The sequence below is a fragment of the Hymenobacter terricola genome, assembly GCF_017921975.2.
GTDB classification, from domain to species: domain Bacteria; phylum Bacteroidota; class Bacteroidia; order Cytophagales; family Hymenobacteraceae; genus Hymenobacter; species Hymenobacter terricola.
Genome location: NZ_JAGEMO020000021.1, coordinates 1 through 17,047 on the forward strand (window position 1 = coordinate 1; position 17,047 = coordinate 17,047).

Below are 17,047 nucleotides of genomic sequence, written 5' to 3' on the forward strand. Positions count from 1 at the left end.
CAACGCCACAACGACCCACCCATGCCCCCCCCCGCTGACCCCTACCTGCCCCAAGACAAAATCTTCACAGCCGATAAAAAGCAGTACGCCAAACTAGACCTAAAAGAACGCGCCCGAGACATGCGCCACGAGCCCACCCCGGCCGAAGCAAAAATGTGGCAACTCCTGCGTGGCAATCAACTCGGCATAAAATTCCGCCGCCAGCACAGCATTGACCGCTACATCGCAGACTTCGTCTGCCTCTCGCACAAACTAATTATAGAACTAGACGGAGCCGGCCACCTCGAACCCGACCAAGCCGATTACGACAACGGCCGCACCGCCTACCTACAAGAACTAGGCTACCGCATTCTCCGCTTCTCCAATGAGCAAGCCCTCAACCTCCCCCGCCGCGTCCTAGCCACCATCAAAGCCATCCTCTAAAACGCACACCCACCCCGAAAGAACACTCCCCCTCTCCTTTTCGGAGAGGGGGCCGGGGGGTGAGGCGCAACGTCCGCACAATGCCCCAAGTAACCCTAACTCTCGAAGACGGCACCTCCATCACCGGCGAATCCTTCGGCGCGTTCACCTCCGCCGCCGGCGAAGTCGTGTTCAGCACGGCCATGACGGGCTACCCCGAAAACCTCACCGACCCGTCCTTCGCCGGCCAGATTCTGGTGCTCACCACCCCCATGGTGGGCAACTACGGCGTACCCGGCGAGGAATTGTACGAGTCGATTTCGAAAATTTTCGAGTCCGACAAGATTCACATTGCCGGGCTGGTCGTCAACTACTACTCTGAGGAGCACAGCCACTGGAACGCCGCCAAAAGCCTCGGCGACTGGCTGAAGGAGTATAACATCCCCGGCATCTGCGGCGTCGATACCCGCATGCTCACCAAGAAGCTGCGCGAGAAAGGCGCGATGCTGGGCAAAATCGTGGCCGACGACGACGTGCCCTTCCACGACCCCAACCTCGACAACCTGGTGGCGCAGGTGAGCCCGGCCGGCATCCAACACTACGGCAGCGGCCAGCACAAAATCGTACTGGTAGACTGCGGCACCAAAACCAACATCATCCGCTGCTTCCTGGAGCGCGACGTGGAGCTGATTCGCGTGCCCTGGGACTACGATTTCACGACCCTGGCCTACGATGGCCTGTTCCTAAGCAACGGCCCCGGCGACCCCAAAATGTGCGAAGCCACCATCCGGCACCTGCAAAAGGCCCTGGCGCAGGACAAGCCCATTTTCGGCATCTGCCTGGGCAGCCAGCTCATGGGCCTCGCGGCGGGCGGCGACACCTTCAAGCTGAAATACGGCCACCGCAGCCACAACCAGCCCGTGAAACTCACCGGCACCCAGCGCTGCTACATCACCAGCCAGAACCACGGCTTCGCAGTGGATACTGAAACGCTACCCGCCGAGTGGCAGATGCTGTTCGAGAACCTGAACGACGGCACCTGCGAAGGCATCAAGCACACGTCCAAGCCGTTCTTCTCCACCCAGTTTCACCCCGAAGCCGCCGGCGGGCCGGAGGATACGGAGTTTCTGTTTGATGACTTTTTGAAAGCGGTGGTGGAGTATAAAAACGGTAAGTAGAACGAGCAGTACGGAGCAATCAGAACGTCATGCTGAGCGGAGCGCAGCGAAGTCGAAGCATCTCTACCGCTTCGTTGCAACGAACTAATTATTCCCTTACATGTACGTCTACATTCTGACCAATCAAACCCAAACTGTTCTGTATATCGGTGTCACCAACGACCTTACGCGGCGACTTTACGAACATAGCAGCGGCCGGGGCGACGCAGGGAAATTCACCGGGCGGTATCAGGCTGATTTGCTGGTGTATTTTGAAATTTGCCCTGATGCTGTACAAGCCATAGAGCGAGAAAAACAACTAAAACGCTGGACACGCCGCAAGAAAGACGCATTAATTGCCGCGTTTAATCCGACTTGGAAATCAATTGATTTAGAGACTTGGGAAGGCTGAACTTAACGAAGCAAAAGATACAAAATGATGCAAATCACAATTGACGGCTTGTTAATCAACAACCTCAGCGACTTCTACGACCAGATTGAAAAACATCTGATAGTGGGCGAATGTCCTTGGGGCCGGAATCTGGATTCGCTTGACGAAATCGTGATGTACAGGTTCAATTACACAGATGATACAAGTTCGAATGTGACCGAAATTTTATGGTCTAATTCTATTGAGTCTGCACAAAAGCTGAATCAAGGGGAAAGACAAAATCTATTCGAAATTTTAGTTGAAACTCTGAGTGGCAACAGCGAAATGAAATTGACTCTTGCTTAGACTAATACTGACCCCAACGAAGCGGTAGAGATGCTTCGACTCCGCTGCGCTCCGCTCAACATGACGTTCTGATTGCTCCTAGCAGTCTGTTACCCAACTCTTAGCATGAACAAACCCAACAAAGTACTCATCCTCGGTTCCGGCGCGCTGAAAATTGGCGAGGCCGGCGAGTTCGATTATTCCGGCTCGCAGGCCCTCAAGGCGCTGAAGGAGGAAGGCATCCGCACCATCCTCATCAACCCCAACATTGCCACCGTGCAGACCTCCGACGGCATGGCCGACGACGTGTACTTCCTGCCCGTGACGCCCTACTTCGTGGAGGAGGTTATCAAAAAAGAGCGGCCCGATGGCATTCTGGTGGCCTTTGGCGGCCAAACGGCCCTGAACTGCGCCGTGGCTCTGTACCGCGCCGGCGTGTTCGAGCAGTACCACGTGCAGGTGCTGGGCACGCCCGTGCAGGCTATCATCGACACCGAGGACCGGGAGATTTTCAAGGTCAAGCTCGACCAAATTGGCGTGCTCTCGGCCCGCAGCGTGGCCTGCACCAGCATGGCCGAGGCCCTGGCCGCCGGCGAAACCATCGGCTTTCCCATCATCGTGCGGGCCGCGTTTGCGCTGGGCGGGCTGGGCAGCGGCTTCGCTAATAATATGGACGAATTGCAGGCCCTGGCCCGGCAGGCCTTCACGACGTCGGACCAGATTCTGGTGGAAGAATCGCTGAAGGGCTGGAAGGAAGTGGAGTATGAAGTGGTGCGCGACCAGTTTGATAACTGCATCACGGTCTGCAACATGGAGAACTTCGACCCCATCGGCATCCACACCGGCGAGAGCATCGTGGTGGCCCCGTCGCAGACCTTGAGCAACCGCGAGTACCACAAGCTGCGCAGCATCGGCATCAAAACTATCCGGCACCTGGGCATCGTGGGCGAGTGCAACATTCAGTACGCCCTCGACCCCGTTTCCGAAGATTACCGCGTGATTGAGGTGAATGCCCGCCTCTCGCGCTCGTCGGCGCTGGCCTCGAAGGCGACGGGCTACCCGCTGGCCTTCGTGGCCGCCAAGCTGAGCCTGGGCTACTCGCTGGCCGAGCTGAAAAACAGCGTTACGCAGACGACATCGGCATTTTTTGAACCCGCCCTCGACTACGTGGTGGTGAAGCTGCCGCGCTGGGACCTGGGCAAATTCTCGGGCGTGAACCGCCAGATTGGCTCGGCCATGAAGAGCGTGGGCGAGGTAATGGCCATCGGAAAATCGTTCGAGGAAGCCATTCAGAAGGGCCTGCGGATGCTCGATACCGGCAAGCGCGGCTTCGTGGCCAACCGGCCCGAAAGCATCGAGAAAGACACGATTGACAAGCTGCTGAGCGAGCCGAACGAGGAGCGCATCTTCGCCATCAACAGCGCTTTCGAGGCCGGCTACACGCTGGAGCAGGTGCACCAGCTGACCAAGATTGACCACTGGTTTTTGCAGCGCCTGTTCACCATTTTCGAGCTGGGCCAGCAGTTGGCCGCCGGCCGCATCATTGGCCTGGATTCTTTGGAAACCAAGCTGTTGCGCGAGGTGAAGAAAGCTGGTTTCTCGGACCAGCAGATTGCCGTGCAGCTGCTGGGCGAAGGCGACGTGAAGGCCGACGAGCTGCGCGTGCGCGCCCGCCGCAAGGCCCTGGGCGTGCTGCCCGTGGTGAAGCAGATTGACACGCTGGCCGCCGAATTCCCGGCCAAAACCAACTACCTCTACACCACCTACCACGGTACCGAAAACGACCTGGACCGCGAAACCGCGAAGTCCATCGTGGTGCTGGGCTCGGGCGTGTACCGCATCGGCTCGTCGGTGGAGTTCGACTGGTGCGGCGTGCAGGCCGTGCAAACGGCCGCCGAGGAGGGCTACAAAACCATCCTCATCAACTACAACCCCGAAACCGTTTCGACCGACTACGACGTGAGCGACCGGCTCTACTTCGAAGAGCTGAGCTTCGAGCGGGTGATGGACATTCTGGATTTCGAGCAGCCCGGCGGGGTGATTCTGAGCACCGGCGGCCAGATTCCCAACAACTTAGCCATGCGCCTCGAAGAAGCCCACGCGCCCATTCTGGGCACCACGGCCGCGCACATTGATGAGGCCGAGAACCGCCACAAGTTCAGCCGAATCATGGACGAGCTGGGCATTGCCCAGCCGCGCTGGAAGGAGCTGACCTCGCTGGAAGCCATGAACGGGTTTGTGCGGGAGGTGGGCTACCCGGTGCTCATCCGGCCGAGCTACGTGTTATCGGGCGCAGCCATGAACGTGGTTTCCAATGCCTTCGAGCTGGAAGAATTCCTGAAAGCAGCCAAGGAAGTAAGCGCCGAATACCCGGTGGTGGTGTCCGAATTCATGCAGGAAGCCAAGGAAATTGAGCTGGACGCGGTGGCCGATAAGGGCGAAATCGTGAGCTACGCCATTTCCGAGCACGTCGAGTTTGCCGGCGTACACTCCGGCGACGCCACCATGTACTACCCGCCCCAAAAGGTGTACGTGGGCACCATCCGCAAGCTCAAAATCATTGCCGAAAAGGTGGCCAAGCGCTACGAAATCAGCGGCCCGTTCAACATCCAGTTCCTGGAAAAAGACGGGGCCATCAGCGTGATTGAGTGCAACCTGCGGGCCTCGCGCAGCTACCCCTTCGTGTCGAAAATCTCGGGCAACAACCTTATCAAGAAGGCCACGCAAGTGCTGCTGGGCAAGCAAGTACCCCGCGACGAAAGCGAGCGGGTCTACGACCTGCCCTTCGTGGGCGTGAAGGCCCCGCAGTTCTCCTTCACCCGTCTGCCCGGTGCCGACCCGGTGATGCGCGTCGACATGGTGAGCACCGGCGAAGTGGGCTGCCTGGGCGACACCGCCGAGGAAGCCCTGCTGAAATCGATGCTGAGCGTGGGCTACAAAATCCCCGAGAAAACAGTGCTCATTTCCGGCGGCCCCATCCAGTCGAAAGTGGCGCTGCTCTCCGCCACCGAACTGCTGGTGAAGCGCGGCTACCAGATTTACGCCACCCAGGGCACCCACCGCTTCTTCGCCGAAAACAACGTGCCATCGAGCCTCCTCTTCTGGCCCGACGACATGCAGGAGCCCAACGTGCTGACCTACCTGAAGGAGAAGAAAATCGACCTTGTAATTAATATCCCGAAAAACCTCTCGAAAGGCGAGCTGGATAACGACTACAAAATCCGCCGCACCGCCGTGGATTCCGGCGTACCGCTGCTGACGAATGCGCGGCTGGCAAAGGCGTTTATTCAGGCGTTTTGTACGCTGGAGATGAAGGATTTGAAGATTAAGAGCTGGAACGAGTATAAGGCGATGTAGTCGTTGAACGTCATGTTGAGCGAAGTCGAAGCATCTCCACCGCTTGCTTGACAGACAAATTCTTTACCAATTGGGCTTTTAAAGCATGCGAACCATATTTGGTTTTTTCCTAATGCTGATTATTGCCAGTTGCTCTCACGCAAGAAAGCAGCAAGAAGCTATTGTAAGCGCACGGAATATTGAGTTACGAGACTCAATATTCCGTGCTCAGCATTTTGACACTGGCTATATTTATTCGAAGCCAGTATGCCCATTATATAATAAGAAACCTTTATTGAAAATAGGTCAGAGAGTTTCTGAACTTCCCAAAGAGCTCGGCTATCGGTTCGACCCTAATCTTGACTTTCAAGAATATTACGGAGTCATTACTGACTATTTATCTCTTTCCGAGTATTTTACGATTACACAATCAAAAGGGTCGGTTAATGGGATTGTACTATTTGCAGCCGATGAACGTGACAACAGAATTTTCCACCTAAAAGGAAATTGGTTGTTTGATACAGATACTTCAAGAGCTGAAACAATTGCCGCTTTAGATTCTCTGAGAAAAAAGGTGTTTCCGTGTTTACCGCCAGCCAAAGCACTACTTAAAAGGCGTTCAATGAAAATCAACAACGGGGATTTCACGGAAATATTCGAGCTGACTACACCTAAGGAAGCAGAAAAAGACAGTTCCGCTTTTCAGAAATACGATTTGCATTACAGCGTTTCTTTGAATCCCAAGTAGACGCAGCTACTGAACAGAATTACCCTCGCCGCACCGCACGGTTTTTCCACCTCACCACCCAACTGCCCCCGAAACTGAAGAAGTCCCCGGTACAGGAACACCGAGGGCTTCGAAGAAGAAGGGGGAAACGCACTAAATTTCTCGGTCCAATGAGCACCAACAGTAACATTCGCTCCCGCAGTAGCGTTGCGTAGCCAGCAGTTCCTGAAACCTTTGATTTGATGCAGCCCGTTTTCAAAACCCGCGACAAAGCCGCAGCCGAGGCCGAGCAGCGCCGTTACTACTGGGCCATGACACCCGAGCAGCGGCTGGCGCTGGCCGTGCGCCTGAACGAGCACGCCCGCTACCTTTACGCGGCCAACCCGGCCAATGCCTTGGTGCCGCCCGATGGAAGACGAGTACTTAAATCTGCTGCGCCTATTCCACGCCGAAAGCGCTGAGTATGTCATTGTGGGCGGCTACGCGGTAATTGCGCACGGCTTCCCACGCACCACTGCCGACCTCGATATTCTGGTGCGTCCCACGCCGGCAAATGCGCAACGTGTCTTGCGGGCCTTGGAGCGGTTTGGCTACGTGGACGGTGAGTTTGAAACCGCCGATTTCACTACCACGCCGAATTTCTTATCCTTCAGTTCCAACGGTGTCTGGATTGATTTGATGACGCAGCTGCTGGGGGTGAGTTTCGAGGAATGCCTCACCGACTCTTTACAGCTACAGTTCGGGGATGTGCCAGTTCGCTACATCGGCTTAGCCGCGCTACGGACAGCCAAGCGGGCCAGTGGCCGGCCGCAGGATTTGCGCGACTTAGAGAACCTCCCGGAAGCTCCTTAACTGTCAAGCGTCGCCATCCCGTTGCTTTTAGCTGCCGCAAATCCAGTTCAAAACTGGTCAGGGCAATGCGGTTGGGCTTGAATCGCTCTGTTGTTACATGGCAACGGAAATTTACCAACCATGTAACAACGGATGTTACATGGTTGGGGAAATTTCTCCGCGATGTAACATTTTCCCGCTTATACAGCCACATAGCGGCTTTTTATCGCCAGGCAAACGGGCTTGCCCTGGCTGCCTCTCCCAGCCCGGGCTATTTGGTTGAGCGGCTTCTTTTTTCTACGATGCCGTTCTTGCGGAATAATTCGAAAATCATGAAAAACTTCACCTCCTTCGCCGATGCGGGCGACTACAAAGCCCTGTTGCAGCAAGCCCTGGAAATCAAGGCCAACCCCTACGGCTACCAGCACATCGGGCGCAATAAAACCGTCGGCCTCATCTTTTTCAACCCCAGCCTGCGCACCCGGCTCAGCTCGGTGAAGGCGGCCTACAACCTGGGCGCGCAAGCCTGGGTGCTCAACGCCGGAGCCGACTCCTGGACCCTGGAAATGGCCGACGGCGCGGTGATGAACGGCGGCACCCAGGAGCACATCAAGGACGCCATCGCGGTGATGAGCCAGTATTGCGACGTGCTGGGTGTGCGCACCTTTCCCACCCTCAAGGACAAAGCCGAGGACTACGGCGAAGTCGTCTTCAACAAGATTTTGCAGTACGCCACCGTGCCCGTCATCAGCCTGGAAAGCGCTACCCTGCACCCCTTGCAGTCGTTCGCCGACCTCATCACCGTAGCCGAAACCAAGCAGAAGGAGCGCGTGAAAGTGGTGCTCACCTGGGCCCCGCACGTGCGTGCCCTGCCCCAGTGCGTGCCCAACTCGTTCTGCGACTGGTTCTCAGAAATCGACTGGGTCGACTTCGTCATCACCCACCCCGAGGGCTACGAGTTGGACCCCAGATTTACCAAAGGCGCCCGCATCGAGTACGACCAGAAAAAAGCCCTCGAAGGCGCCGACTACGTGCAGGCCAAAAACTGGAGCAGCTACCTTGACTACGGCCAGGTGCTCGGCAACGACCCTGCCTGGATGCTCACCCCCGCCCACATGGCCCTGACGGACGACGCCAAATTTCTGCACTGCCTGCCCGTACGCCGCAACGTGGAAGTATCCGACGCTGTGCTCGACGCGCCCGGCTCGCTCATCATCCAGGAAGCTGGCAACCGTACGTTTTCCATGCAAACTATCCTGCATGAGCTATTGAAATAGCCCCTCGACATTATTTCCACTTACAGGCCTCGCAGCATAGGCTTCTGCGGGGCCTTTTTTGTCTGGTCAGGTTTGAAATCTTGTACGCCACTAAGTGGCGGCAGCTGGACCCAATAGAGCCCATGAAAAAGCCCCATCCTGTTGCCAGAATGGGGCTTTTTGCTGTGATCCCGCTGGGATTCGAACCCAGGACCCGTACATTAAAAGTGTACTGCTCTACCAGCTGAGCTACAGAATCGGTACCTTGTCACTTCAAAAGGCGATACCTTTTTTGTGGGCACAAAAGTACGACAACCTCCCGAACTACACAACCTTGATTCAAAAAAAAGTCTCTTTCCTTTCTGTGCGGACCCTTTTACCCGGCTTATTCCTTGCCCTAACCCTTCTGCCTCTCTGCAGCTTGGGTGCAAATCAGCCTCCTGAAAAAAAATCAGCAATTGCTGCTGCAAATGCCCCGGCAGGCCTGCGGCAGGCCGATTCGCTCTTTGCGGCGGGGGAATACGCTGGCTCCGCGCCCACCTACCATCGGCAGGTTTGGGAACGGCGCCGGGCCTCGCCGGAACTGCTGCTGCGGATGGCCTATGCCCAGCAGCAGCTTGGCCACTACCCGGCGGCGCTGCTTTACCTGAGCTTTGCGCAGGCACGACAGCCGCGGGTGCGCACGTGGCGGCAGATGGTAGCCCTGGCGGCGCAGCACCGGCTGGTGGGCTATCCGGCCACCTGGCAGCAGGAACTGCGCGTGCAGGCGCAACGCTACTACTACCCCGGCTTGCAGGTGCTGCTGGGTGGTGCGGTGGTGGGGGCCATTTGGCTGCTGCTGTGGCGCCGCCGGAGCCTGCGCGGGGCCTGGGTAGGCTATGCGGCTTATGTGGGGCTGCTGGGCGGCTACCTGCACTTCCTGCGCCCCGCTCCGACGGGGCTGGTGGCCCGCTCCGGCGCTGCCCTCATGGCCGGGCCGGGCGCGGGGGCTGCCTGGCTCAGCACGGCCGCTATGGGCGACCGGCTGCCTGTGCTGGGGCAGCAGGACATTTGGTACCGGGTGCAGTGGCAGCAGCGGGTGGCATTTGTGCGGGCCGCGGATTTGCTGGTGGTGGAATAAGCTGCTGAAACCGGGCCAAACCGCGCACAGATGCAGCGTGGTTTGGCCCGGCGCTGGTATTTTTGCCCGTATGTCTGCTCCCCTCCTGCTTACCGGCCTGTACCTCTACCCCGTCAAATCCCTCGGCGGCTATGCCGTGGCCGAAGCCGACGTGACGGCCCGCGGCCTGCGGCACGACCGCCGCTGGCTGCTGGTGGACGAGCGCAACCGCTTCATGACGCAGCGGCAACAGCTCGATATGGCGCTGCTGGCCGTGGCCCCGGCCTACAACGGCTTTCTGATAAGCCACCGCCAGCGACCCGAGCTGCTGCCCTTGTTCGTGCCGTTTGAGGCCACGCCCGACCGCACGCTGTTCGTGACCGTGTGGGACGATATTATGTGGGCCTGGCGGGGCACGCCGGAGGCCGACGAATGGCTGACCGCTACCCTGGGCCGCCCGGTGCGGCTGGTGTACATGTCGGACATGGTGCGCCGCGACGTGGAGCCGGAGCTTAACCCCGAAGGCCAGCTGGTGAGCTTTGCCGACGGCTACCCGTTTCTACTCATTGGCGATGCGGCATTGGCCGACCTGAATACCCGCCTCGCGCAGCCGGTGCCCATGAACCGCTTCCGCCCCAACCTGGTGTTTGGGGGCGGCGCGCCGTACGACGACGACAGCTGGGAAAATTTTCAGATTGGCGACGTGCCGTTTCGGGCCGTGCGGGGCTGCGGGCGCTGCGTGCTTACCACCATCGACCAGGCTACGGCGACCAAAAACCCGGCCGGCGACCCGCTGCGCACGCTGGCCACGTATCGCAAGGCCGAGAACAGCACGCTGTTTGGCCAGAACGTGACCGGCCCCGGCCGGGGCCACCTGCGCGTGGGCGACGCCCTGACGGTGCTCAGCCGCAAGTAGCCGCTGGCGCGTTGCGCGCCCCCTTTAATCCGGCATTTGAGCCAAAACCGCAACGCCGCAACTCTGGGTGCCGCCCGAGCGTTCTGACTGGCTGGATTTCACTCCCGGTTTTTTCATGGACCTCGACTTTCTGCTGCACTTTCTGGCCCGGCTCGCGGCCAACAACACCACGGCCTGGATGGCGGAACACCGCCCCGACTACCAGCGCGCCCGCGCCGCCTGCACCGAGCTGGTGCGCCAGGTGCTGGCCCGGGTGGCGGCCGCCGACCCGGACCTGGCCGCCCTGACCCCGACGGACGTCATGTTTCGGCTGCATAAGAACGACCGCGCCCACCGCGACCCCGAGCCCTACAAGCGCCGCATGGGGGCCGGCCTGAAGCGCGGCGGGCGCCACGCGCCCCGGGCGGGGTATTTTCTGGCCATTCAGCCCGATGGGCGCAGCTGGCTGGGGGCCGGCACTTTCCACCCGACGCCGGAGCTGCTGGCGGCCATCCGGCAGGAAATTCACTACAACGGAGCGGAATTTCACCGGCTGCGGCAGGTGCCGGAGCTTATGCGCTACTTTCCGGCGGGCCTCGATACCACGGGGCCGCAGCTGAGCCGGCCGCCCCGCGGGTATGCGGCCACCGACCCGGACCTGGCGTGGCTGCGGCTCAAAACCTTCGGCGTCGGCCGCTTCTTCTCCGATGCCGAGGTGCTGGCGGCTGATTTCGTGCAGCAGGTTGTGGTGGCCATTGCCGCCGCCCGGCCGCTGGTTGATTTTTTCAACGCAGCGCTGCCGGGGGCGGAATGAGAGCCACCGCAAAAACAACGTCATGCTGAACGCAGTGAAGTATCTCGCAGGCAGTAGTAAACCAATCGATTGAATTACTACCCCACGCGAGATGCTTCGACTGCGCGGACGCCAGATGAGCATGACGTTCTTCTTACCTGGATTCGCCCTTTAGAACAGGCCGAACAGGGTGTTATTTATTTTGTCGATGATGGTGCCGAGGTCTTCGGGGTTGCGCACGTAGTCGAGTTCGCTCACGTCGACGATAAGGGAGCGGCCGGCGCTGTAGCTGGTTATCCATTTCTCGTAGTGCTCGTTGAGGCTTTTGAGGTACTCGATGCTGATGCTGTTCTCGTAGTCGCGGCCGCGCTTCTCAATCTGGCTCACGAGCTTGGGCAGGTCGGCGCGGAGGTAGAGCAGCAAATCGGGCGGGGCCACCAGGTCAATCATCGACTCGAACAGCGCGTAGTAATTGTTATAGTCGCGGGTTTCGAGCAGGCCGGATTCGTGCAGGTTGGCCGCGAAGATGTGGGCATCTTCGTAGATGGTGCGGTCCTGAATGATGCCCTTGCCGGCCTTCTGCAACTCCTTGATGCGCTGCGTTTGGCGGAAGCGGCCGTTGAGGAAATAGACCTGGAGGTGAAAGGCCCAGCGGGGCATGTCGTGGTAGAAATCCTTGAGGTAAGGATTGTCGTCCACGTCTTCCAAAAACACTTCCCAGCGGAAATGCTGGGCCAACTTATGGGCCAGGGTGGTTTTACCGGCCCCAATGTTGCCGACGATGGCAATGTGCATGCGCTACGAACAAAAAAACGAGAGAAAAGCAGAACCCCAAAGGTAGTTGCCCGCACCGCATCTGCCCAATCATAGAACGGAGCCAACATTTAGTATGTTTGAACCCATATACGTTACTTTTGCCATGTTTAACATTGATGCTGTTCAGCTTGTTACTTTGTCCGACAGCTATGGAGCGCCTTTGGCGGATTACTATTTTTTGCCGGATGAGGACCTGCTCTACATCCGTTGGCACGGCCACCTTACCGGGGCCGCCGTTATTCAGGGGGCGCAAAAAGCCGGGCAGCTCCGCGAACAATACCCGTACTCGAAGGTGCTCAACGACAAGCGCGACACCGCCGGCGACTGGAGCGACGCCCTGCCCTGGCTGCAATACGAATGGCTGCCAGCCGCCGTGGCCGCCGGCCTGCGGGCCATGGCCTACATTCTCTCGCCCGACCTGCATGCCCAAGTGGTGAGCCACGAATTTGTGGAAGCCGTGGGACACCACCTCAACGTGGAGCTGTTCACGGCCGAGGCCGAGGCCCAGCGCTGGCTACAAACGCAGTGAGCAGCCAGCGCGGAGCGACCCGGCACTAGTCGAACTTCTCTTTTACGCTGCGGGCGCCGCGCAGGGTATGAAACTCGCCCTGGAAGCTACGAATGCGGATACGCTCTTCGAGGGGCAGGTCGGTGCGCACCTGCTCGTAGCGCTGGTTGAGGCGGGCCAGCACCTGGCTGGCGGCGTCCCAGTCGGTGTAGCTCCAGCTGCGGCGCTCGGCGCGGGTGGTGCCAATGAACGATTCGTAGAGGTCGGGCAGCTGGCTGGCGACGGCCTGGGCCAGATTTACCTGCGTGCCCAGCAGGTGCTGCTGAAAAGGGTCGGCGGAGGGAGCGGCGGCGCGGCGGGCCGAAGCCGGCGCGTGGGGCCGGGCCAGCAAATCGCCGGACGGCCGGGCCCCGGTGAGCTCGCCGCGCTGGCGCAGGCTGTCGGCGGTGGTTTGGGCGTGGAGGGCGCCGGGCAGGCCCGCGAGCAATAGCAAGAAGAATGATGCAGATTTCATAAAGAAAGCAAAAGGGATTGGGGGCTTTAACGCAAGGAATGGGCCAGTCGTATTCCTGCGGGCGGCCCGGTTTCAGTTTTTTCGCCGCAATTTCGTGTTTTGCCGCTTATGACTCCTGACGCCCCTACCGCGCCGCCGCGCATTGAGCCCGCCACGCTCAAAGACATTCCCACCATTATCCAGCTGGCCGAGGCGACGTGGGAGCCCACGTACCGCTTCATCATCTCGGGCGAGCAGCTGGAGTATATGTACCGGGTGATTTACTCGCCGGCCGCCCTCAAGCGGCAGATGAGCGAGCAACAACACTCGTTTCTGCTGGCTTACGTAGACGGTGCGCCGGCGGGGTTTGCTTCCTTCAGCCCGCTGCCGGCCGAAGAAGAAAGCGGCCAGGGCTACAAGCTGCACAAGATTTACGTGCTGCCCACCCGGCAGGGCCAGGGCCTGGGCGTGCACCTCATCGAGGCCGTGGAAAATGCCGCCCGCGCCGCCGGTGGCTCCTTTCTGGACCTGAACGTGAACCGCTACAACCCCGCCATTTCTTTCTACGAGCGGCGCGGTTTCGTGCGCCAACGCGAGGTAGACGTGCCCATCGGCCCGTATTTCATGAACGATTATATCATGCGCAAGGCGCTCTAATTCATCTTTTTTAATGCTTCATTTTTAATTCCCAGACCATGGCCACCAAACTCACCGTACTTTCCAATGGCTCCCTCCGCGTAGAGGGCGAAGACATCGAACTAGTGGACGCCCAGGGCCAGCCGTATGGCTTGGGCGGCCGCCAGCGCATCAGCATCTGCCGCTGCGGGCTCTCGAAGCAGAAACCCTTCTGCGATGGCTCGCACAAAGGCCATTTCGAGCACGACGCCGTGGCATTTGACTTGCCCGCGCCCAAGCCGGCCGTGTAAGCTGGTAACTCAATCAACAAAAAGCCCGCTGACCTATTGGCCAGCGGGCTTTTTGTTGATTGAGTCCCGTCCGGGTAGGGTGCGGGGCTTGCCCCCGCCCGTCGTTGAACGGCTTGTTTAGGTGTCGTGCAACGGCGGGCGGGGGCAAGCCCCGCACCCTACTCCACCACCAGGCGCTGGGTGAACGGGCCGCAGCGCACCACATACACCCCGGCGGGCTGGCCGCGCAGGTCGAGCACGGTCTCGGCGGTGGCCGGGGCGGGGTAGCGGCGCACGGTGCGGCCCAGCGCGTCGGTGAGGGTGAGGGGCAGGCGGGGCGCCCCGGCGGGCAGGCGCAGGGTGGCCGTGCCGTGGGCCGGGTTGGGGAAGAGCTGCGCGGCAGGGGTGGCGCGGGCTGCGGTGGTGGCCAGCGGGGCGTTGGGGTCGTAGATGGCGAAGTGGGCCATCGGCTTGCTGTAGTCGCCGGTGGCGGTGAAGCTGCCGCCGGCGTAGAGCTTGTCGCCGGGTCCCACCGCCAGCACGCTGACAGGAGTGTTCGTACCCGTGCCCAGAGAGCTCCAGGCCGTGCCGTTCCACTTGGCCACGCGGCTGGCCGCCGCCCCGCCGGCCTGCATGAAGCGCCCGCCCGCGTACACATCCCCGTTGCCGGCCAGGGCCAGGGCATAGACCATGCCGTTCACGCCGTTGCCCGCACCTGTGCCCAGAGCACTCCAGGCCGTGCCGTTCCACTTGGCCACGTAGTTGGCCGCCGCCCCGCCGGCCTGGGTGAAGTACCCGCCGGCGTACACGTCCCCGTTGCCCACCACGGCCAGGGCATAGACGATGTACCCGTTCACGCTACCGCCGAGGCCCGTGCTCAGGGGGCTCCAGGTCGTGCCGTTCCACTTGGCCACGCGGCTGGCCGCCACCCCGCCAGCTTGCGTGAAGTCCCCGCCGGCGTACACGTCCCCGTTGCCGGCCACGGCCAGGGCATAGACGATGTTGTTCACAGAACTACCCACGCCCGCACCCAGGGGGCTCCAGGCCGTGCCGTTCCACTTGGCCACGCGGCTGGCCGCCACCCCGCCAGCTTGCGTGAAGTTCCCGCCCGCGTACACGTCCCCGTTGCCGGCCACGGCCAGGGCAGTGACACCACTGTTCATACCGTTGGCCGGGCCCGCGCCCAGGGAACTCCAGGCCGTGCCGTTCCACTTCGCCACGTAGTTGGCCGCCACCCCGCCGGCCTGCGTGAAGTTCCCGCCCGCGTACACGTCCCCGTTGCCCGCCACGGCCAGCGTATACACATAGCCATAGCTGTTCGCGCTACTGAGGCCCGCACCCAAGGGGCTCCAGGTCGTGCCGTTCCACTTGGCCACGTAGTTGGCCGCCACCCCGCCGGCCATCGTAAACTGCCCGCCGGCGTACACGTCCCCGTTGCCCGCCACGGCCAGCGTATACACATAGCCATAGCTGTTCGCGCTACTGAGGCCCGCACCCAAGGGGCTCCAGGTCGTGCCGTTCCACTTGGCCACGTAGTTGGCCGCCACCCCGCCGGCCATCGTAAACTGCCCGCCGGCGTACACGTCCCCGTTGCCGGCCACGGCCACGGCATAGACGATGCCGTTCAGGCCGTTGCCCGCACCTGTGCCCAGGGCACTCCAGGCCGTGCCGTTCCACTTGGCCACGTAGCTGGCCGAGAAGCTACCCGTCTGCGTGAAGTCGCCGCCCGCGTACACGTCCCCGTTGCCCGCCACGGCCAGACCATAGATATTGACGAATCTGCCGGGCGCGCCACCACTCAGGCCCGCACCCAAGGGGTTCCAGGTCGTGCCGTTCCACTTGGCCACGCTGTTGGCCGCCACCCCGCCGGCCATCGTAAACTGCCCGCCCACGTACACGTCCCCGTTGCCCGCCACGGCCAGGGCAGAGACGCTATTGTTCACAGAACTACCCACGCCCGCACCCAGGGGGCTCCAGGCCGTGCCGTTCCACTTGGCCACGCGGCTGGCCGCCACCCCGCCGGCCATGGTCAGGGTACCACCCGCGTACACGTCCCCATTGCCGGCCACGGCCAGGGCATAGACAGCGCCGCTCACGCCGTTGGCTAGGCCCGTGCCCAGGGCGCTCCAGGCCGTGCCGTTCCACTTGGCCACGCTGTTGGCCGCCACCCCGTCGGCCTGCGAGAAGGCGCCACCTACGTACACGTCCCCGTTGCCCGCCACGGCCAGGGTGTAGACGGTGCCGCCGCCAGCGCCCGTGCCCACGCCCGCGCCCAGCGCGCTCCAGGCCACGCCGTTCCAGCGGGCTACGTGGCCGACTGGGACGCCCCCGGCCTGGGTGAAGTCGCCGCCCGCGTACACGTCCCCGTTGCCCGCCACGGCCAGGGCAGCGACGGGGCCATTGTTAGGGCCGCCACTCAGGCCCGCGCCCAGCGCGTTCCAAGCCGTGCCGTTCCACCGGGCCACATGGCTGGCCGCCACCCCGCCGGCCATGGTCAGGGTACCGCCCGCGTACACGTCCCCGTTGCCGGCTACGGCCAGGGCCAAGACGGTGCCGTCCACGCCGTTGGCCGGGCCCGTGCCCAGGGGGCTCCAGGCCGTACCGTTCCATTTGGCGATGCCGGCAGCTGATACCCCACCTACTATGCTAAAACTCCCCCCGATGTAGAGGTCGGTTCCTGACCGCATCACCGCATTGACGGTGCCATCAGTCCCGTTCGGCAGATTAAACCCATCCGCCCACCGCTCATCCCCGGCCCCTTTCGTGCCGGCCGGCCGGAACACGGGCCGCCCGTCGGGCGCGGTGCCCATCCGAAAATGCCGGGCATCGAAGGAGCCGTTGGCACCCGTTTTCAGGGTGCCGTCGGGGTTGAGGGCTTCGGCCAGGGGGCGGCCGGTGGGCGGCGGGGCGGTAGTGGCCAGGGCCGGGCTGCTCAGCAACAGGGCCAGTAGCAGCGGGCCCAGCAGGCGGGCCAGCAGTAGTCGGGTAAACGTGCGCATGTGAAAAGGGGAAAATGGAAATATGCTGCCAAAGGTAGAAGAGTAGAAGGCAGAAGCCACCGGCAACGGTGCTGGTATTAAAACGGGCGGTGGTTCGAAAACAATACCACCCCAC

18 protein-coding genes and 1 tRNA gene are annotated in these 17,047 nt (G+C 61.1%); 15 read left to right on the forward strand and 4 right to left on the reverse strand.

The features are described from left to right. The 9 genes from J4G38_RS15335 to J4G38_RS15375 form a co-directional block, all read left to right on the forward strand. Window positions 1-423: endonuclease domain-containing protein (locus J4G38_RS15335; protein ID WP_226163448.1), on the forward strand; the 423-nt coding region annotated here is incomplete at its 5' end. Between the two features lie 80 nt (window positions 424-503). Further along, window positions 504-1,580 carry a glutamine-hydrolyzing carbamoyl-phosphate synthase small subunit gene (gene carA, locus J4G38_RS15340; RefSeq protein WP_210517821.1) on the forward strand — a complete coding sequence of 359 codons (1,077 nt, stop codon included), beginning with the start codon at window positions 504-506 and terminating at the stop codon, window positions 1,578-1,580. A 100-nt stretch (window positions 1,581-1,680) separates the two neighbouring features. Further along, window positions 1,681-1,971 carry a GIY-YIG nuclease family protein gene (locus tag J4G38_RS15345; RefSeq protein WP_210517823.1) on the forward strand — a complete coding sequence of 97 codons (291 nt, stop codon included), beginning with the start codon at window positions 1,681-1,683 and terminating at the stop codon, window positions 1,969-1,971. 24 nt (window positions 1,972-1,995) lie between these two features. After that, window positions 1,996-2,295 (forward strand): barstar family protein, encoded by a 300-nt coding sequence (locus J4G38_RS15350; RefSeq protein WP_210517825.1) that lies wholly within the window; start codon window positions 1,996-1,998, stop codon window positions 2,293-2,295. A 105-nt stretch (window positions 2,296-2,400) separates the two neighbouring features. Continuing rightward, window positions 2,401-5,631, forward strand: a complete 3,231-nt coding sequence (gene carB / locus J4G38_RS15355; protein ID WP_210517827.1) for a carbamoyl-phosphate synthase (glutamine-hydrolyzing) large subunit — start codon at window positions 2,401-2,403, stop codon at window positions 5,629-5,631. A 112-nt stretch (window positions 5,632-5,743) separates the two neighbouring features. Further along, entirely contained in the window at window positions 5,744-6,358 is a 615-nt protein-coding gene (locus tag J4G38_RS15360; RefSeq protein ID WP_210517829.1) for a hypothetical protein, read from the forward strand. A gap of 221 nt (window positions 6,359-6,579) precedes the next feature. Continuing rightward, the gene (locus tag J4G38_RS15365) at window positions 6,580-6,798 is read left to right on the forward strand and encodes a hypothetical protein (protein WP_210517830.1); all 219 of its coding nucleotides are present in this window, start codon (window positions 6,580-6,582) and stop codon (window positions 6,796-6,798) included. Next, window positions 6,746-7,189, forward strand: a complete 444-nt coding sequence (locus J4G38_RS15370) for a hypothetical protein (protein ID WP_210517832.1) — start codon at window positions 6,746-6,748, stop codon at window positions 7,187-7,189. Before J4G38_RS15365 ends, J4G38_RS15370 begins: the two co-directional genes overlap by 53 nt. A gap of 311 nt (window positions 7,190-7,500) precedes the next feature. Then, entirely contained in the window at window positions 7,501-8,445 is a 945-nt protein-coding gene (locus tag J4G38_RS15375; RefSeq protein ID WP_210517834.1) for a Rossmann-fold NAD(P)-binding domain-containing protein, read from the forward strand. A 165-nt stretch (window positions 8,446-8,610) separates the two neighbouring features. Here the strand turns inward: J4G38_RS15375 and J4G38_RS15380 are convergent. Beyond that, window positions 8,611-8,683 (reverse strand) — tRNA-Lys (locus J4G38_RS15380). Between the two features lie 162 nt (window positions 8,684-8,845). Here J4G38_RS15380 and J4G38_RS15385 point away from each other — a divergent pair. From J4G38_RS15385 to J4G38_RS15395, 3 genes are all read left to right on the forward strand, one after another. Then, window positions 8,846-9,544 carry a hypothetical protein gene (locus tag J4G38_RS15385; RefSeq protein ID WP_210517836.1) on the forward strand — a complete coding sequence of 233 codons (699 nt, stop codon included), beginning with the start codon at window positions 8,846-8,848 and terminating at the stop codon, window positions 9,542-9,544. 70 nt (window positions 9,545-9,614) lie between these two features. Then, window positions 9,615-10,439, forward strand: coding sequence for an MOSC domain-containing protein (locus tag J4G38_RS15390; RefSeq protein WP_210517838.1), 825 nt, complete (start codon window positions 9,615-9,617; stop codon window positions 10,437-10,439). 115 nt (window positions 10,440-10,554) lie between these two features. Continuing rightward, window positions 10,555-11,232, forward strand: coding sequence for a DUF2461 domain-containing protein (locus J4G38_RS15395; protein WP_210517840.1), 678 nt, complete (start codon window positions 10,555-10,557; stop codon window positions 11,230-11,232). A gap of 150 nt (window positions 11,233-11,382) precedes the next feature. Here J4G38_RS15395 and J4G38_RS15400 read toward each other — a convergent pair whose 3' ends face one another. Then, window positions 11,383-12,006, reverse strand: coding sequence for a deoxynucleoside kinase (locus J4G38_RS15400; protein ID WP_210517842.1), 624 nt, complete (start codon window positions 12,004-12,006; stop codon window positions 11,383-11,385). A gap of 157 nt (window positions 12,007-12,163) precedes the next feature. On the opposite strand from J4G38_RS15400, the gene J4G38_RS15405 reads away from it, so the two are divergent. Continuing rightward, window positions 12,164-12,556, forward strand: a complete 393-nt coding sequence (locus J4G38_RS15405) for a hypothetical protein (protein ID WP_226163449.1) — start codon at window positions 12,164-12,166, stop codon at window positions 12,554-12,556. Between the two features lie 25 nt (window positions 12,557-12,581). Here the strand turns inward: J4G38_RS15405 and J4G38_RS15410 are convergent, their stop codons facing one another. After that, window positions 12,582-13,049, reverse strand: coding sequence for a hypothetical protein (locus tag J4G38_RS15410; RefSeq protein WP_210517845.1), 468 nt, complete (start codon window positions 13,047-13,049; stop codon window positions 12,582-12,584). A gap of 108 nt (window positions 13,050-13,157) precedes the next feature. On the opposite strand from J4G38_RS15410, the gene J4G38_RS15415 reads away from it, so the two are divergent. Together J4G38_RS15415 and J4G38_RS15420 are read left to right on the forward strand one after the other, a co-directional pair. Then, the gene (locus J4G38_RS15415; protein WP_210517847.1) at window positions 13,158-13,685 is read left to right on the forward strand and encodes a GNAT family N-acetyltransferase; all 528 of its coding nucleotides are present in this window, start codon (window positions 13,158-13,160) and stop codon (window positions 13,683-13,685) included. A 38-nt stretch (window positions 13,686-13,723) separates the two neighbouring features. Continuing rightward, window positions 13,724-13,954, forward strand: coding sequence for a CDGSH iron-sulfur domain-containing protein (locus J4G38_RS15420; RefSeq protein WP_196281018.1), 231 nt, complete (start codon window positions 13,724-13,726; stop codon window positions 13,952-13,954). A 158-nt stretch (window positions 13,955-14,112) separates the two neighbouring features. On the opposite strand, the gene J4G38_RS15425 is transcribed toward J4G38_RS15420, so the two are convergent. Next, window positions 14,113-16,932, reverse strand: coding sequence for a hypothetical protein (locus J4G38_RS15425; RefSeq protein WP_226163450.1), 2,820 nt, complete (start codon window positions 16,930-16,932; stop codon window positions 14,113-14,115). Window positions 16,933-17,047 lie beyond the last annotated feature (115 nt).

What these genes read in the sequence shown, in the direction of transcription:
- carA (WP_210517821.1), top strand. Translation starts at nt 504, where the DNA reads ATGCCCCAAGTAACCCTAACTCTCGAAGACGGCACCTCCATCACCGGC.
- J4G38_RS15345 (WP_210517823.1), top strand. Translation starts at nt 1,681, where the DNA reads ATGTACGTCTACATTCTGACCAATCAAACCCAAACTGTTCTGTATATC.
- J4G38_RS15350 (WP_210517825.1), top strand. Translation starts at nt 1,996, where the DNA reads ATGATGCAAATCACAATTGACGGCTTGTTAATCAACAACCTCAGCGAC.
- carB (WP_210517827.1), top strand. Translation starts at nt 2,401, where the DNA reads ATGAACAAACCCAACAAAGTACTCATCCTCGGTTCCGGCGCGCTGAAA.
- J4G38_RS15360 (WP_210517829.1), top strand. Translation starts at nt 5,744, where the DNA reads ATGCTGATTATTGCCAGTTGCTCTCACGCAAGAAAGCAGCAAGAAGCT.
- J4G38_RS15365 (WP_210517830.1), top strand. Translation starts at nt 6,580, where the DNA reads ATGCAGCCCGTTTTCAAAACCCGCGACAAAGCCGCAGCCGAGGCCGAG.
- J4G38_RS15370 (WP_210517832.1), top strand. Translation starts at nt 6,746, where the DNA reads ATGGAAGACGAGTACTTAAATCTGCTGCGCCTATTCCACGCCGAAAGC.
- J4G38_RS15375 (WP_210517834.1), top strand. Translation starts at nt 7,501, where the DNA reads ATGAAAAACTTCACCTCCTTCGCCGATGCGGGCGACTACAAAGCCCTG.
- J4G38_RS15390 (WP_210517838.1), top strand. Translation starts at nt 9,615, where the DNA reads ATGTCTGCTCCCCTCCTGCTTACCGGCCTGTACCTCTACCCCGTCAAA.
- J4G38_RS15395 (WP_210517840.1), top strand. Translation starts at nt 10,555, where the DNA reads ATGGACCTCGACTTTCTGCTGCACTTTCTGGCCCGGCTCGCGGCCAAC.
- J4G38_RS15400 (WP_210517842.1), bottom strand. Translation starts at nt 12,006, where the DNA reads ATGCACATTGCCATCGTCGGCAACATTGGGGCCGGTAAAACCACCCTG.
- J4G38_RS15410 (WP_210517845.1), bottom strand. Translation starts at nt 13,049, where the DNA reads ATGAAATCTGCATCATTCTTCTTGCTATTGCTCGCGGGCCTGCCCGGC.
- J4G38_RS15415 (WP_210517847.1), top strand. Translation starts at nt 13,158, where the DNA reads ATGACTCCTGACGCCCCTACCGCGCCGCCGCGCATTGAGCCCGCCACG.
- J4G38_RS15420 (WP_196281018.1), top strand. Translation starts at nt 13,724, where the DNA reads ATGGCCACCAAACTCACCGTACTTTCCAATGGCTCCCTCCGCGTAGAG.
- J4G38_RS15425 (WP_226163450.1), bottom strand. Translation starts at nt 16,932, where the DNA reads ATGCGCACGTTTACCCGACTACTGCTGGCCCGCCTGCTGGGCCCGCTG.